Origin of the sequence: Brevundimonas sp. (assembly GCF_036659295.1) — a bacterium.
Taxonomy (GTDB): domain Bacteria; phylum Pseudomonadota; class Alphaproteobacteria; order Caulobacterales; family Caulobacteraceae; genus Brevundimonas.
On the sequence record NZ_JAVXCU010000020.1, the window covers coordinates 20,009 to 36,957 of the forward strand.

General features: G+C 61.0%; 10 protein-coding genes. All 10 read left to right on the forward strand.

The features are described 5' to 3' along the window. Positions 1–442 precede the first annotated feature (442 nt). Entirely contained in the window at positions 443–1,948 is a 1,506-nt protein-coding gene (locus RSB01_RS05720) for a TolC family protein (protein WP_332619417.1), read from the forward strand. Beyond that, the gene (locus RSB01_RS05725) at positions 1,945–2,997 is read left to right on the forward strand and encodes an efflux RND transporter periplasmic adaptor subunit (RefSeq protein ID WP_332590721.1); all 1,053 of its coding nucleotides are present in this window, start codon (positions 1,945–1,947) and stop codon (positions 2,995–2,997) included. Before RSB01_RS05720 ends, RSB01_RS05725 begins: the two co-directional genes overlap by 4 nt. After that, positions 2,994–5,267: an ABC transporter permease gene (locus RSB01_RS05730; protein ID WP_332590720.1), complete on the forward strand. Its 2,274-nt coding sequence runs from the start codon at positions 2,994–2,996 to the stop codon at positions 5,265–5,267. The genes RSB01_RS05725 and RSB01_RS05730 overlap by 4 nt, the downstream gene beginning before the upstream one ends. A gap of 302 nt (positions 5,268–5,569) precedes the next feature. Next, on the forward strand, positions 5,570–6,145 hold the full coding sequence (locus RSB01_RS05735) for an RNA polymerase sigma factor (RefSeq protein WP_332590719.1): 576 nt from the start codon (positions 5,570–5,572) through the stop codon (positions 6,143–6,145). After that, positions 6,142–7,107 carry a FecR family protein gene (locus RSB01_RS05740; protein WP_332590718.1) on the forward strand — a complete coding sequence of 322 codons (966 nt, stop codon included), beginning with the start codon at positions 6,142–6,144 and terminating at the stop codon, positions 7,105–7,107. Before RSB01_RS05735 ends, RSB01_RS05740 begins: the two co-directional genes overlap by 4 nt. Before the next feature lie 71 nt (positions 7,108–7,178). Beyond that, entirely contained in the window at positions 7,179–10,259 is a 3,081-nt protein-coding gene (locus tag RSB01_RS05745) for a TonB-dependent receptor (protein WP_332590717.1), read from the forward strand. Between the two features lie 90 nt (positions 10,260–10,349). Further along, positions 10,350–11,975, forward strand: coding sequence for an alkaline phosphatase family protein (locus RSB01_RS05750; protein ID WP_332590716.1), 1,626 nt, complete (start codon positions 10,350–10,352; stop codon positions 11,973–11,975). Between the two features lie 161 nt (positions 11,976–12,136). Continuing rightward, entirely contained in the window at positions 12,137–12,724 is a 588-nt protein-coding gene (locus tag RSB01_RS05755) for an RNA polymerase sigma factor (RefSeq protein WP_332590715.1), read from the forward strand. Then, on the forward strand, positions 12,699–13,679 hold the full coding sequence (locus tag RSB01_RS05760; RefSeq protein ID WP_332590714.1) for a FecR domain-containing protein: 981 nt from the start codon (positions 12,699–12,701) through the stop codon (positions 13,677–13,679). Before RSB01_RS05755 ends, RSB01_RS05760 begins: the two co-directional genes overlap by 26 nt. A gap of 90 nt (positions 13,680–13,769) precedes the next feature. Then, positions 13,770–16,949, forward strand: a 3,180-nt coding sequence (locus tag RSB01_RS05765; RefSeq protein WP_332625180.1) for a TonB-dependent receptor, incomplete at its 3' end; no start/stop codon positions are given.

Sequence of the window (16,949 nt, forward strand, 5' to 3'; positions counted from 1 at the left end):
CCTCGGCCCGAGCGTCCGAGATGACCGTCTACAAGAGCGAATCCTGCGGCTGCTGCCGGTCGTCGGCGTAGCGGCGACGAGACGGGCGTGGGCCTGTGCCTGAGCTGCCAGAAGCGACAAAGCCGCCACAGCGCCAGTCAGGGTTGCGATCTTGAAACGGTTCACTGGTTTCTCCTTGAGGAAACGCCCCCTGTCTTTTCATACGCAGGCGCGGGGGCTTTCCCTCAAAGGGCGTGATGATCGCCCGGCGAAGGCTTCAACGGAAGCCATTGGTCAGCATCTGGCCTCATAAGAGGAAGCCGTATTTAGAGTGCCTTCGTGGAGGCGTTGCATCGCACGAAGCTTGCAATACAAAGTTCACTGAACCTAACTACCCTTCAAGCGCGAATGTGAAATGCAATCGTCGGGCTGGAACCAGCGGTTCGACAACGCGGACAGGTTAATGAGCAGAGCCTCTCATCATGCCAGATTGCACTGCGGCCTCACCCTGCTTGCCGCCGCTATAGGCCTTATGGCATCATCTTCGGCCAGCCTTGCCCAAGACGCTACGCCGCTCTCCTTTGAGGATGCCACCGCCCGTTTAAGCGTCACATCCAGCATCCGGCGTGCCTCCAGCGCCGATGTGACCGCAGCCGAAGAGCAGGCGGCGGCGGCGCGTACGCTGAACCGCCCGACCATCGCCGTCGATGCCCAGATTCTGCGCTATCAGAAGAGCTTCGACATTTCCCTGTCAGACGCCTTTGGCCAAGCTGAGTCCGCCGCCAACCAACTCTTGCCCGGCATCATCGGCGACCTGCCCGGTGTTCCCGGTGACATTCTGCAAACCATCAACGACCGGCTGGAAACCGCCCTGCCCGAGTTCTTTGCCAGCTTGCCCGGCAGTGTGCGGTTAAAGACCGCCGACACCAGTTTTCGCCCCGTCGTCACCGCCGTCATGCCGATCTACACCGGCGGGGCCATCCCTGCCCTGCGCGACGCGGCGGGAGCCAATGTCGACATGGCCCGCGCCCGTCAGGCCGAGGCAGGCAATCTGGAAAGCGTCAATCTGGTGCGGGTCTATTTCGGCCAGACCCTGACGCAAGAGGCCCTGACCATCGCCCGCGACACCCGCGACGGCTTTGACCTGCATCTGCGCAACGCACAGGCCATGGAGCGCGAAGGCTTCCTCAGCGCCGCCCAGCGGTTACAGGTTCAGGTCGCCCGTGACGCCGCACAACGCCAACTGGATCGCGCGGAACTGGAGCACGACACGGCGGTCCAGAGTCTGGCCCGAATGCTGGATGTAAGCACAAGCGTTGCCCCGACCAGCCCCCTGTTCGTCAACGCGTCACCGCCCGGCCCTGTCGACGCCTTCATCGAGGACGGCATTGCGGACCATCCGCGCGTAGCGCTGGCCGGTGCAGGCCGCGAACTGGCCGATGCGGGTGTGGATCTGGCCCGCTCGCGGCTGCGTCCATCGGTTTATGCCTTCGGTGCCTACAACCTGAACCGCGAGGACGCCCTGCCGACCGAGCCCGACTGGGCCATCGGCATCGGAGCCCGCTACACCCTGATGTCGTCGCTGGATCGGGGCCGGATGATCAGCGCCGCCCGCGCCCGCTCACAGGCTGCAGAGCAACTGCAACGTCAGGCCCGCGACGAGATCCGCATCCTGATTATCCGCACCTATAATCTGGTCGAGTTGTCGCGCCGCCAGTTCCTGTCGCTGGACTCCAGCCTTGAGGCAGCGACCGAGAACCTGAGGGTTCAGGAGTTGTCGTTCCGCGAGGGCGAGGCCCCTGCCTCCGCCGTTATCGATGCGCGCAACCTGCTGGGCTCGGCCCGATTACAGCGCGCAGCAGCGGCCTATGAGTATGAGCTGACCTTGGCTGCCCTGCTGGCCGCCAGTGACCGCAGCGACGAGTTCATCAGTTATCTGCAACGCGCCGACCGGGTGATCGCCCCATGACCGAGACCGCCCCCGCTGTAGAGCCTGTTATTGATCCGGCCCCGCCCACGCATCGACGCAAGAAGCCGCCGGTTCGGACCCTGTTGATCGCCCTTGCGGCACTGGCGGTGTTGGCCTTCGTCGTCATCGGCCTGTTCCTTGCTGCCCGCCCCGCCCCGCCGCAGGTGCAGGGCATGGTCGAGGCCGAGACCTTCACCGTCGCCACCAAGGCCCCCGCCCGCGTCGAGAAAATGCTGGCCTCGGCGGGTGACCGTGTCGTTCCGGGTCAGGTACTGGCCATCCTCTCCAGCCCCGAAATCACCGCCGGTGACCAACAGGCCGCCGCCGCCCTGCAAGGCGCGCAGGCCGTTCAGGAACTGAGCCGCGTCGGTGCCCGTCCCGAGGACATCCGCTCGCTGGAATCCATCTGGCGCAGCGCACAGGCGGCGGCGCAACTGGCAGCCCAGACCGCGCGAAGGGCCGAAAACCTGTTCGCCGAGGGCGTCATCTCGGCCCAGCGCCGCGACGAGGCCGTCGCCGCCCGCGCCGCCACCGCCGCCCAGTCCGAGGCCGCCCGCCAGCAGTACCTCAAGGCTGTCGCAGGGCCTCGCAGCGAAGAGAAAACCATAGCCGATGCTCAGGTCGCCGCCGCCCGCGCAGGTGTAGGCCAGATGGCCGCGCTTCAGGCCGAGACCCGCCTGATCGCCCCCGCGGCGGGCGAGATTGCCGAACGTTTCTCCAACCCCGGCGAACTGGTGTTGATCGGCGTGCCGGTCTTCACCGTGGTCGATCTGGACCACGTCTGGGTTGCCTTCAACCTGCGCGAGGACCAGTTCAATGGCCTGAAGATCGGCCACACGGTGCGCGGCGATATCCCCGCCCTGAACCGCAAGGGCGTGGCTTTCCGTGTCAGCTTCATCAGCCCGCAGGGCGACTTTGCCACGTGGCGCGCCACCCGTCAGTCGCGCGGCTATGACGTGCGCAGCTTCGAAATCCACGCCAAGCCGGTGGCTGCGGTCGAGGGCCTGCGCCCGGGCATGAGCGTCCTGTTCGACTGGCCCGCGCAGTGACAACGCCAACCGGCGTCTTCGGCCGCGCCCTGCGCGCCGAGATTGCGCATCTGGCCCGCAGCCGCTGGGACCTGATCCTGCTGATCGTCATGCCCGTCGTGTTGATGATTGTGGTCGGGGCCATGCTGTTTCAGGGCGTGGTGCGCGAGGTTCCTGTCGCCGTTGTCGATCAGGATCATTCCGCCTTCAGCCGCGCCGCCATCCGCAACATGGAGGCCAGCCCCGGCATACGCATCGTGGCCCAGCCGACCGATCTGGAGGCCGCATGGCCCCTGATGCGATCAGGCAAGATTTACAGCCTCGCCTACATCCCGCGCGGCGTCGAGAAAAACGCCTTTCGCCAGCCAGACGCGGTGATCGTCTATTACAACGGGGCCTTCCAGACCGTCGGCTCACTGGCGGCCTCGGCCCAAACCACAGCCCTTACCAACGCCGCGGCGCCCCTGATCCTTGATCGTACGCGCGCCTTGGGCGTGCCTGCTGCCCGACTGAAACCGCCCGCCGTTCAGGTGACCATTCTGGGCAATCCGCACCTCAGCTTCGAGTTGTTTCTCGGCGGTTTGATCATGCCGGGGGTGCTGCATCTGCTGATGGCTTGCGCCGCCGTCATGGGTGTGGGGCGCGAACTGCGCGGTGGTTCGCTGAAAGACTGGTCGGCGCACATGGATGGACGGCTGGCGGCGGCATTGGCCGGCAAGCTGACGCCCTATGTCCTCGCCTTCACTCTCTGGGGTGCTGTGTGGATCGCCTGGCTGTGCGGCTGGCGCGGCTGGGGCGTCGAGGGCAGCCTGTTGATGCTAATGGGCGGCCTGTTGGCCCTGATGGCGGCCACCGCCGGCATCTCGGCACTGCTGGTTTCGCTGACCGGCGACATGGACACCAGTTTCTCGGCCACGGCAGTCTATGCGGGATCGGCCATCGCCTTTTCCAACGGCACCCTGCCCCTGCTGCACGGCCCCGCCTTCGCCCAGTTCTGGAGCACGCTCCTGCCCTTTACCCACTATCTGCGGCTTCAAAACGAGCAGATGGTGCTGGGCTCGGATGTTTCCACATCGCTAGGACCATTGGCGATCCTGCTGGCGGTGACCGTGGGGACCTTCGCCCTTTCGGTCCCGCTGGCCCATCGCCGCGCCAAGCGAACACCAAAGCCGGAAGACCTGAGCCTGTCCCTGCCCACCCGCAGTTTCGGCGGGGCCTTCGTCGGTACGTTCGCGGGCATTTTCAAGCACCGTCCCCTGTCCAGCACCATCCTGTTGGCTGTGGTTGCCTACGCCTTCTACTACCCCATGGCCTATGTCGGTCAGACGCCGGTCAAGCTGCCGATCGCCGTCGTCGATCAGGACCACTCGGCCCTCAGCCGACGACTGGTGCAGGAGATGAACGCCACCCGCGCGCTGGACGCCTCTGCGGTCGCCACCTCTCCTGCCGAGGCCGAGCGCATGCTGCGCAATGGCGAGGTTGATGGCGTCATGCTGATCCCAGAGCGGTTTGAATCATCCCTGATCCACGGCGACGCCACGGGGATCGGCCTGTATCTAAATGGGGCCTATCTGGTCCGCGCCACGGCCATGGGCAAGGCACTGGGCGGGGCTGCGGCCGCCGCCGCCAAAAAGGTCCTGACGCCAGTAATCGAAGCCACCCGTCTGGAAGAACGCGCCCCGAGCGTGGTGCAGCGCCCGCTCTACAACACCACCGACGGCTATGGCAGCTATGCAGTTCCGGCGGTCAGCGCCATCATCCTGCAACAGACCCTGCTGCTGGGTGCCGCCCTGTTCGCCGGACTGCGTCGAGAGACACGCGCACAACCGCTCTCGACCCTCAGCTTCCTAGGCCTTTGGGCAGCCCTGACCCTGATCGGCAGCGTCGCCAGCCTGTTCTATTTCGGCTTTGTCTTCTGGTTTCAGGACTATCCGCGCATGGGCGACCTGTTGGGCATCATCATCGCTGTGCCCGTCTTCGCCGCCAGCGTCTCGGCGCTCGGCTTAGCGATTGGCAGCCTGTTCGATCGACATGAACGGGCGATGCAGATCCTCGTCGGAACCTCGGTGCCGCTCTTCTTCCTCGGCGGTGCCGCATGGCCTCTGTTCCTGATGCCCGAGCCTCTGGCGTGGCTGGCCCGCCTGTCGCCCTCGACCTCGGCCATCCAGGCCTTCGTCAAGCTGAACGCAGCGGGCGCGACCGTAACCGAGGTGGCTCCGGAACTGCTAACCCTAGTCGTTCTGGCGCTCCTGTTTGGTGCAACCGCTTGGTACAGAGTCAGGCACGCCTGACATTGCCTATGAGCCGCAAGCCCCCACACAAGCAGCGGGCCAACGCTTAAGATCAAATCCCCCTCGCGCTCCGCAAACAGTTCAGCGATGGTGGCCCTATAGAACAACCATCGCGCATGGGCTTTACGCGCGTTTATGGACGGCTCACCGCTCGGATTTGCCCGCTATGATGCAAACCTTGGAAATCCATCCTCTCCCATTGTGCATTTCTTCTCGTTTTCGGTCTGTCATTGTAGTGGGATTTGAGAGCTGAAGTGTCTTAATGAATCGCTGGTTGCGGCGCGTAGCTGAATGGAACGTGGATGGTTGATGACGGCGAGTTAAAGGCCTGGTTCTTTAGAGAGGTGTTTCCGCTCGAGGCCGCGCTGACGCGCTTCATCCGCCGTAACTGGCGTAACGAGAGCGACGTGGCCGATCTGAGGCAGGACATCTATGCCAAGGTCTATACGGCGGCCCAGCGACAACTGCCGCTGCACGCCCGCGCCTTCCTGTTCACCACCGCCCGCAACCATCTCATCAACACCGCCAAGCGCGCCAAGATTGTATCCTTTGATCTGGTGGCCGACCTTGAAGCCTCCTTCCCCGATGCGGCATCGACGGATCTCGACCGGCAACTGAGCGCACGAGAAGAACTGAGACGCGTACAGGCAGGCCTGGAGCGTCTGCCCGCGCGCTGCCGACAGGTAATGACCCTGCGACGCATCGAAGGCCTTTCCACCAAGGAAGTCGCCACGCACCTGAACATCAGCGTCAGCACCGTCGAGCAACAGATGGTTCACGGCCTACGGGCGCTGACAGACTATATGATGGGCGGACAAGGACGCATCCGACGTCCCTCGCCAAAAACTGCGGCTACCAAGAACGAGGGCCAGTCATGAGCGCCCGCAACGCGATCGAAGAAACCGCCGCCCAATGGCTCGTGCAGAGGACCGAAGGCCTCGACAGCGATGAACAGGCCCGGCTCGACATCTGGTTGAATGCGGCCCCCGAGCACCGGACGGCATTCTGGCGGCTTGAGTACAGCTGGGAAAAGGCGGGACGTCTTGTCGCGCTTCGCAGCCCCGACAGCCTGGCGGAAACCATTGCCGAAGCTGCACCGCCGGCTCCCTCGCGCCGTTCTCTGCCGCGCTGGGCCATGGGTCTTGCGGCCATCCTGGTTATTGGCGCTCTGGCGTCGATGGCAGCGCTCTGGCCCCAGCCGGCCCACTATGCAACAGCCACTGGCGAGCAACGCCTTGTGGCCCTGTCCGACGGTTCGCGCGTCGAGCTGAACACCGAGACGCGCCTGCGCGCCTCCATATCGCCCGATGACCGCGAAGCGTGGCTGTACAAGGGCGAGGCCTATTTCGACATCGCCCACGACGCATCACGCCCCTTCACCGTTCATATGGGCGAGCGGTCCATTCAGGTCCTGGGTACGCGGTTCAGTGTATGGCGTAACGGTGACAATGTGCGAGTGGTCGTTGCCGAAGGGCGGGTCCGCCTCAGCGGCCCAAAATCGGGACCAACCTCAAAGCCGGTCGTTCTGGTTCGCGGCGACGTTGCGACAGGTGTCGGAGCCTCGGTCCTGCAAAGCCGGACAACGGGCCAGCGTATAGAAGACCAGCTTGCATGGCGGCGCGGCCTGCTTGTGTTTGATCAAATCACGCTGTCGGACGCCGCCGCCGAGTTCAATCGCTATAACGAAACCCAACTGGAAGTGCTCGACCCCAAGTCTGCCAGCATCCGGATCGGCGGCAGTTTTGAAGCGACCAATGTCGAAGCTTTCGCCCGCCTATTACAGAGCGCCTATGGTCTGGAAATCAGCCGTCAGGGCGAAACTGTAAAAATATCGGAGTGAGATGTAGGGGTTTTTTGCCTTCCTCTTGTCACAATCCCTGAGGTGCCCACATCCGGGCAACAGGGGGTTCTATGAAGAAGGTTTCATTCTTGAGGCACGTGCTGACAGGCAGCGCCTGTGCCTTGATACTCGCGGGTGCCGCAGTGGCCCAGACCCGCAACTTCGATGTTCCGTCCGGCGATCTCAAAGGCGCATTGGACGCCTATGCACGTCAGGCCGGAGTGCAATTGGTCTATAAAACCGAAGACGTTCGCGGCGTGCGCACGCGCGGCGTTCATGATTCTGTCGATGCCGAGACCGCCCTTCTTCGCCTGCTGGAAGGCACAGGCCTGACCGTACAGCGCGACAGCTCCGGTGCTTTGGCCATCGTCCGCCTGCCCGCGCAGAAAACAGCATGGCACGACGACCAGACCTCGTCGGTCGAAGAAATCGTCGTCACCGGCTCGCGCCTCAAGAACGTCTTCGACGCCGCCACCCCCGTCGTCAGCGTGGAGCGCGAGGCCCTGCTGGAAGGCGGCTATATGGATCTGGCCGAGGCCCTGACGGACATCCCCGGCGTCGAGGAAGGTGTATCGCTGGCCAACAGCCAGACCGCGACACAGGCCAATGGCTTGTCGACCATCAGCCTGCGCAATCTGGGTGAGAACCGCACCCTGACGCTGATCGACGGACATCGCACCGTCTCGAACGCCGGTAACAAGAATGCCGTCAGCCTCAGCACCATCCCCGAGTTCTTCGTTGACCGCGTCGAAGTGACGACCGGCGGCGGCTCTGCCGTCTATGGCTCCGACGCCATCGCCGGTGTGGTTAACGTCATCACCGAACGCAACCTGAACGGCGTGCGCGCCCGCGTGGTCGCCGGAACGACCCATGACGGCGGTGGCGACTCGATCGAATACTCGGTCGGCGCTGGCGGCCGCTTCATGGACGATCGTCTCTATCTGATGGCCGGTGCCACCTATGATCGCCAATTCAAGCTGGCGGCAACGGATCGCGAACGTGCACTGGAATCCATTCTCTACCTGCCCGCCAGCAACACCGTCACCACACCGGACCGGTCGACCTATACGGATGGCGGACGCTTCGTCAGCACCAAATGGTACTATGACGAAGGCGGCCTGAAGCCTAACTTTGTTACGGCTGTAAACGGCTACGAAAGCCGCCCCAACGGCACCCTGATCACGCCACGCGACAACCTTAACGGTGCCGCCAAGTTTGACTTCGCCGTGAGCGAAAACCTCAAGATCTGGGGTCAGGCGCTCTATTCGAACGTGGTGACGGATTCGGTTCGCGAACCGACAACCTTCAGCAACACCACGACCTTCGGCGTCAATGACGAGTTCACGGTCGGGCGCATGTCGCGCACCCTGAACCCCTTCGCGCCGACCGAGATCAAATCCGCCGCCACCAGTTCCGGTATCGACTTCCGCCGTCGTGTGATCGAGGTCGGACCTAACCTGATCCATAACGAGCGCGAAACCATCCGCAGCTGGCTCGGCGTCGAAGGCACCCTGCCCAACGACTGGGACTGGAAGCTGACCTACGGGTACGGCAAGTTTTCGGGCGAGCAAATTCGGGGCAACACCCTGAACCTGCAACGCGTCCAGTGGGCTCTGGATTCCGAGCGCGTTAACGGCGTCGTCCAATGCCGTAATGCCGCCGCTCGCGCTGACGGCTGTGTGCCGCTGAACATCTTCGGCGTCGGCTCGATCACGCCCGAGATGGCCGACTATATTCGTGCCAACACCTATTATCGTCCGACCAACCGTCAGGATACGATCGAAGGCTATGTCTCGGGCACGCTGTTCGAACTTCCGGCCGGTCCGGTCGAAACGGCCTTCGGTTTTGAAAGCCGCCGCGACCACACCCAGACGCGCACTGATCCCCTGATCCAGAGCGGCGTGGCCAGTTCGTCCTTCCTTCCGGAATACGAAGGGACCATCAAGGCCAACGAAGTCTTCGCCGAAGCCTCTGTGCCGTTGTTGACCGATCTGCCGTTCGCCCACCGCCTTGTGCTCAACGGCGCAGTCCGCGTTGCGGACTACAGCCTTGAAGCCGTCGGGACGACCGTCAGCTATCGCGCCGGTCTGCAGTGGGCTCCGATCCCCGATCTGCGCATCCGCACCGAGTTTGCACGCGCGCAACGCGCACCGGACACCAGCGAACTGTTCTCGCCGCCGCGCGACGATGCAGACAACGTCGTCGATGTCTGTAGTGGCATGAAAGCTTCCTCGACCGGAACCATCGCCCAGAACTGTCTTGCCGATCCCCGGATTGCTGCCGCAATCGCGGCTTCGGCCGATGGCACGTTCCGTCAGTTGACGACGCAGATCAAAGCCCCCAATGCCGGCAACCTCGACCTGTTCGAGGAAACCGCGGACACCTGGACGCTCGGCCTCGTCTATCGCCCGAGCTTCATTCAGGGTCTCGAAGCCAGCGTCGACTATTACGACATCAAGATCAGCGATGTGATCTCGTCCTTGAGCAATTCGGCCCTGCTTCTGGGCTGCTATTCGGACACGTCCGGCGATGACAACGTGTTCTGCAAGACCATCACCCGCGATGAAAACGGCCAACTGGTTCGCATCCTGAACCAGGAGCAAAACCTCAACGAAACTCGCGCCCGCGGCGTAGACGTAGCGGCCTCCTACCGCTTCGATCTGGAGCAATGGCGCGTTCCCGGCCGGTTCCGTGCCAGCGTCAACTACAGCCGCCGTCTGGAACTGAGCACCGAGTTCGACGGCGTGGACCAGGTTGAGTTGATCGACTATGTCGGCGAAGTCGGCACGGCCAAGAATGAGGCCAAGTTCGGCCTGAGTTGGTACGATGACGACTGGAGCGTGCGCTGGTCTGCCCGCTACATCGGCGATGTCGTCGACAGCCTGGAGCGCGAACAACAGGCCATCGCCGCTGGCTGGACTGACCCGCTCTACCTCTACATCGACAGCTACTGGCGCCACGACGTCAGCGTCAGCTTCAAGCCTGACATGAACAATCCGAACCTGAAGATCTTCGGTACGGTCAAGAATGTCTTCAATGAGTACGGCCCCTTCCTTCCGGACGGCACCGACAGCGGAAACGCTTACAACTACAGTTCGGCCTATGGCGTAACAGGCCGTGCGTTCACGCTCGGTTTGCAGGTCGAATTCTAGCCAACTGCAATGGATCCGGCGGCGCTCTTGGAGCGTCGCCGGTCTCTACCGGCCTTGAACAGATGCCGGACGCCTCAACAGGATCAAGCCATGTCAAAACGCTTCGCTGTCGTAATGGCGGCGCTTCTATGCGCCTCGTCGCCCCTCGCCCATGCACAGGACACGGCTTCCCCTCCTACTTCTCCGAAATTGATCGTGACCATCGTGGTCGATCAGTTCAGCGCCAACCTGTTCAACCAGTATCGCAGCCGCTGGACTGGCGGCCTGCGCCGGCTTTCCGACGAGGGTCTGGTCTCGACCAATGGCTATCAGACGCATGGCCTGACCGAGACCTGCCCCGGACATTCGACGGTCCTGACCGGTGTGCATCCGGCCCAGACCGGAATCCCTTCCAATGACTGGATCGACCCGACTACAGGCGAGGAGATCTATTGCCTGTCCGCGCCGCGCAACACGCTGGCGCATGGGCGCAACAACGGCAACGGCCCCGTAGGCCCCAACAATATCCGCGCCTCCAGTCTGGGCGACTGGCTGAAAGATCAACGCCCCGACGCACGCGTCTTCGCCGTCTCGGGCAAGGATCGGGGCGCCATCAATCTGGCCGGACATCACCCCGACGGTGTCTTCTGGTTCACCGAGGGCTTTGGCCTGACCACCTATGTCGAGCCCGGCCAAAACGCTTCGACGCGACTGGCCGCCGTGGACGCCTTCAACGCCGATTTTCGTCGCCGACAGGCAGCCACGCCTCACGGCTGGACCTATAGCCAACCCCGGTGCCGCGTCCTTGAAGCCGACTGGGAGATCAACGGAAAGACGCTGCATTCGCGCGTACCGCCTGCAAAGGATGATCTGGATTCCTCGCCCGCGCTGGACGAAGAAACGCTAAAGGCTGCCGCCTACCTCATCGACACCCAGAACCTCGGTCAGGGTCCAACAACCGACCTTCTAGGCGTCAGTCTGTCGGCGACCGACCGTATCGGTCATGCCTATGGCACGCAGGGTCCCGAAATGTGCGAACAGATGCATCGCCTTGATCAGGCGCTTGGTCTGTTCCTCGACCGGCTGGAGACCATCCCCGGTGGTGTCGTCCTCGTATTGACGGCAGATCACGGCGGGTCGGACTTCGTCGAGCGCTTGGCCAAGCACGGCTCGCCTCACGCCCACCGCTTCGACACTGCTCCGCTCGCCGCCGTCAACGCCACTCTGCGCGAGCGCTTCAATCTGGACGCCTCACCGCTTCAGTCCGCTTCCAGCGGCCTGATCGTGGCCGACAAAGACCACAAGTCCCTGCCCGAACCTCTGCGGAGCCAAGTGATCGAGGCGGCCCTACCCCTGCTTAAGGCTCTTCCTGACATTGTCTTCGTCGAAGCCCGAGACCAACTTCTGGCCGATCCGCTTCCCGCCAGCGAGCAGCCCGAAATCCTCACCTTGCGTGAAAGAATGCGTCTGTCCGCCGTAGCCGAGCGGTCGGCCGACATCATTATGGTGCGTGCGCCAAATGTGACCGGCGGCGGGCGCGTCGGCGGCAATGTCGCCGGTCACGGCACGCCCTGGGACTATGATCGCAGGGTCCCGATCCTGTTCTGGAAGCCCGACGGGCAGACTCAGGAGCGCTTCTTGCCCATCCGGACCATCGATATTGCCCCCACTCTGGCGAACATTGTGAGCATCCAGCCACCTGCGGTTTCCGGTCGCGCCGTTCCTCTGTGGGAGTGAACCACGCCCCTGTGGAGCGCCCGCAAAGTCACCTTGCGGGCGCTGATACGAAAGCGAGCGGTGCCTTTTGACCAAGCAACACCTGTAAGTCCTGCGTTTTAAAATTTAGCGTTACGGAAACATTCACGTCGTTCGTCCTAACTTTTAGACGGAGGGTGTGCATGCACGAGGACAACGCAAAAATTGTCGCGTGGCTGGGGCGGGAAATCCTGCCGCATGAGGCCGACGTGCGCCGCTGGCTGAGACGCAGTCGCCTGGCAACGGCCGAGATCGAAGACATTGTCCAGGATGCCTATTGCCGCCTGTCTGCCCTTACGGACACCGCCCACATCCTAAGCCCGCGTGCCTATTTCTTTACCGTTACGCGCAACGTCCTGCTGGATCACGTTCGTCGAGCCCGTGTGGTGCGAATGGAAACGGTCGCGGAAATCGACGCGCTGAACATCCCGTGGGATGCCCCTACTCCCGAAGTCATCGCGGGTGCACGTCGGGAACTGGAACGCATTAGTGTGCTCATTTCCAAACTGCCGGACCGCTGCCGCCGCATCTTTGTGATGCGCAAGATCGAAGGTCTGTCCCAGCGAGAAATCGCCGCGACCCTCGGTGTTACCGAAACGATTGTCGAAAACGATGTCGTCCGCGGCCTTCGCCTCATCCTCAAGGCGATTGCTGAAGACGAAAAACCCGAAACCTCCCTCTCCCGCAACAAAGCCAAATCCATCCGTGCGCGAAACAGCCGAGACCATTGAAGAAACGGCCCTTCGCTGGGTCGCGCGTCTGGACCGTGAGGGCCAGACAGTATCGGAACGGCCAGACCTTCAAGTCTGGCTGGCCGAGGACACTCGCCATCGCGGGGCCTTCATGCGCGCCATGGCCGTCTGGCAACATTTGCAGCGGGCAAACGCATTGAGTGCCACCGAACTGGCCAGCAGCCCACCGGTTCACCACCCGAACCTAGAACACAAGTCCCTGCACCGCCGGTTGCTTCTGGCCGGTGCCGCCAGTGCGGCATCAATAGCAGGCCTGTTTGCGATCCACGATTATCGAAACAAGACCGTCCCGTTCTCGACGATGCGCGGAGAAATCCGCCGTGTCCCCCTTAATGATGGCTCGCTTTTGGCCATCAATACCGACACAGAGCTGAAGCTAAATCTGGCTCAAGACCTGCGCGCCTTGCAGATCATAAAAGGTGAGACATGGGTTCAGGTTGCGCCCGATGCCGACCGCCCCTTTATCGTTAGTGCCGGCGATATTCGCGTCCGAGCGATCGGCACAGCCTTCTCGGTACGCAAAATGGACACCGGAGCCGAAGTGCTGGTCACAGAAGGCGTGGTCGAAGCATGGTCCGTACGCAATCCTGCGGACGTCGTGCGTCTCCCCGCTGGACAGAGCACCACCCTGCACACCTCTTCGGGAAAAGCTTCCCCTGTCGTCGCCAATCAGGATGAAGTGCAGCGCAGACTGGCTTGGCGCGAAGGCGATATTGTTCTCTCCGGTGAAAGCCTCAGTACCGCCGTTACAGAATTCAACCGGTATAACCTGGTTCAGATCAAAGTCCTCGATCCGGCACTTGCGGATACCGAATGGATCGGTCGCTTTCGCACCAATGAGCCCCAGGCCTTTGCCCGTGCTGTGGCTGTGACGACAGGTGCACCGGTCCAAATCGGTCCCGACACTATCGCTATCGGTCAAGCTTCGGAGTAAATTTACATCGATGAAAGCTACGGAACCCTCTGCCCCGATCGTCATCAAATATAAGCGCGACTGAACGCGTAACTGATCGGGGAGGATCAATTGGCGTATCCAGATTTCCGTCATGCTCTTATGGCATCGAGTGCAGTAGCCGTTGTTGCCCTGGCTAACCCCGCATGGTCGCAGACCCGAACATTCGACATTGCCGCCCAGCCCGCAGCGTCAGGAATTTCCGCCTTTGCGCGTCAAGCCGACGTACAGGTGCTGATCTCGTCTAATGACGCCCAAGGTCGCCGCACCGCCGCCGTTCAGGGGCCGATGACAGTAGATGCGGGCCTGCGCCAGTTGCTGGCAGGATCGGGACTGTCCATTACCTCCGGCGATGGCCGTACCTATACGCTCGGGCTTGCCTCTGCCGCCCGCACAGCGCAACTCGAAGATTCTACAGCCGTCGACGACATCATCGTCACCGCCCAGAAACGCGAGCAGTCCATTCAGGACGTGCCTATCGCCGTTTCGGCCTTCAGCGCCGACACGCTTGACGCGATGAAGATCGAAAGCGGTTCGGAGTTGCTACGCGCCATACCGAACGTCAGCTTCTCCAAAGCCAACTTCAGCATGTACAATTTCTCGATCCGCGGGATCGGGACCAAGGCGGTGTCGGCATCGTCCGATCCAGCCGTAGCGATCAGCTTTAATAATGCGCCCATGATCCGCAATCGACTGTTCGAGTCCGAATATCTGGACGTCAGCAGGGTCGAGGTTCTGCGCGGACCGCAGGGCACGCTTTACGGACGAAATGCGACTGCTGGCGTGGTCAATATGATCCCGAATCTGCCCGGTCCTGATTTCGACGCCCTGTTGAAAGCGGAGGTCGGAAACTACGGCACGTTTCGCAATCAGATAATGCTGAACGTGCCTGTGTCAGACATGCTTGCTGTACGGTTTGCCTCTTCGACCACCAAACGCGAAGGGTTCGATTACAACAGTTTCAAAGATACTCAGGTCAACGGGCGCGACCTGTTCTCAACACGACTATCCGCCCTGTTCACGCCTACGGACCGCTTCTCCGCTAGCCTGATCTGGGAGCATTTTGGCGAAGATGACAATCGCTCCCGCACGGGCAAGCAGCTTTGCTCCAAGGACCTTGGCCCCACCAGAGTGGGCAATACCGACATCGACTTTGTCACTGTCCAAAACCGCATGAGCCAAGGCTGTCTGGCAGAGGGTCTTTATGCTGACAGCGCCTATGGATCGCCCAATGGCGCTGCCTTTGCCCACATTTTCCTGGCAGGCCAGCTAACTATGGGCAGTCGCCCGGCAACAACCCCATCGGGCCGGCCCACGAACTTTTTTGCCGTCGATTTTCGCGTCGATCCTTATCTGAATATCACCCAGTCACGCGACCTGAGGGAGATAGCAACCTCATATGATCCCGCCTTCAGGGCCACGAACGACATAATCCAACTCAATATGGATTATGATCTCACCCCAAGCTTCTCGCTCCATTCGCAGACAACTTTCACCAAAGACGATTATTTTTCTACTCAAGATTACAACCGTTTCGTCAGCAATCCACTTTTCGCAGATACAGATGGGGCCGTTTACTTCACCGGAATTGCCATACCAACAAGCAAAGCGGCACCAGGCGGATACTATCACGACCCACAGCTAGGATTAAGCAACAGACTACTTTCAGCCGACCTGAGTCAATCAGACAACAAGCAGTTCACACAAGAATTCAGATTGACATCAAATCTCGATGGAAATTTTAATTTTCATATTGGCGCCAATTATCTGAACTTCGAAACCGAAGACAATTATTATGTGTTTTCAAATTTGTTCAGCTACTTATCCGAGTATTACTACAATTCTAACGCTCTACGAATTCGACAGGACGGATACGCAACCTATCCATGCGACGCAAACTTTATGGCAACGCGCGAATGTATGCATGTTGATCGATCCTCTATCTCGGATCTGGAAGGTGACGGGCACAACTACTTCCGCAGCCGGAACATCGTCGATATTCAGTCCTTTGGTATTTATGGCGAAACCTATTTGGAAGTGACGCCCGAGATCCGCATAACAACGGGCCTGCGCTATACTGACGATCGCAAACGAACAGTTCCTATTTCTAGCCAGCTTCTTCTGGGAGCTCTGCCCAACGGCCAACCGGGCCCATCCTCGGGCGGCTTTGTCAGTCGCGGCTATCCAGAAGGTGATCCCGTCAAACAGGACTGGCAAGCCCTGACGGGCCGGTTTGTCGTGGACTGGTCACCCGATCTTGCCTTCACGGACGACACGCTTTTCTACGCCTCCTATTCGCGCGGCTACAAAGGCGGCGGGATGAACCCACCCCGTATCGATCTGAATCCCAAGGTGCTTCAATACAGCCCTCTGCCAGAAAGCTTTGAGCCAGAGTATGTAGACGCCTTTGAAATTGGCACAAAGAACAGCTTTGCAGATGGTCGGGTACGGCTGAATGCCAACGCTTTCTATTATAATTACAGCAACTATCAGGTCTCACAGATCGTCGACCGCATATCCCTGAACGAGAATTTCGACGCAGAGATATGGGGTGCCGAACTGGAGTTCATTGCCCAGATCACACCAAACTGGAGGATCGACGGCAACGCCGGCTATCTGAAGACAAAACTAGCCGATGGCGAAAAGTCTGTTGACGTAATGAACCGTACACAGGGTAATCCAGAGTGGGCGCTCCTCAGGCCTTGGCTGCAAGTTCCGTCGAACTGCATAGCACCCGTCAAGCATATCGAAACGATCCTTGCCCGTGTCCCGAACGAACAAGCAGCGCTCTACATTCAAGCCCTATGCGGTGGCTCGTCACGTACCGGCAGCTTCACTCCCAACTACCCGACAGGCATGCCTTTATGGTCGATGTTCGGCTTCGAATACGATCCGCTAGTCGATGCCCCGAATTTCGGGCGCGGTTTTGATGCTGATCTGAGCGGCAATGAACTGCCGAACTCCCCGCGCTGGACAATGAATCTGGGCACTCAGTACCAGCATCAGTGGGGAGCGTGGGAGTCCGTCTTCCGTGTCGATTACTACTGGCAGGACGACAGCTATTTCCGCGTTTACAACACCCACCACGATGTCATCCGCGCGTGGGACAACCTCAATATTTCTGCCACCCTGCGAAATGACCAGAACGGCCTGACACTCCAAGCCTATGTCAAAAATGTTCTGGATGACGCCCCCATCGTCGATGCTTTCATCAACAGTGACGACACAGGCCTTACGACCAACGTCTTCACG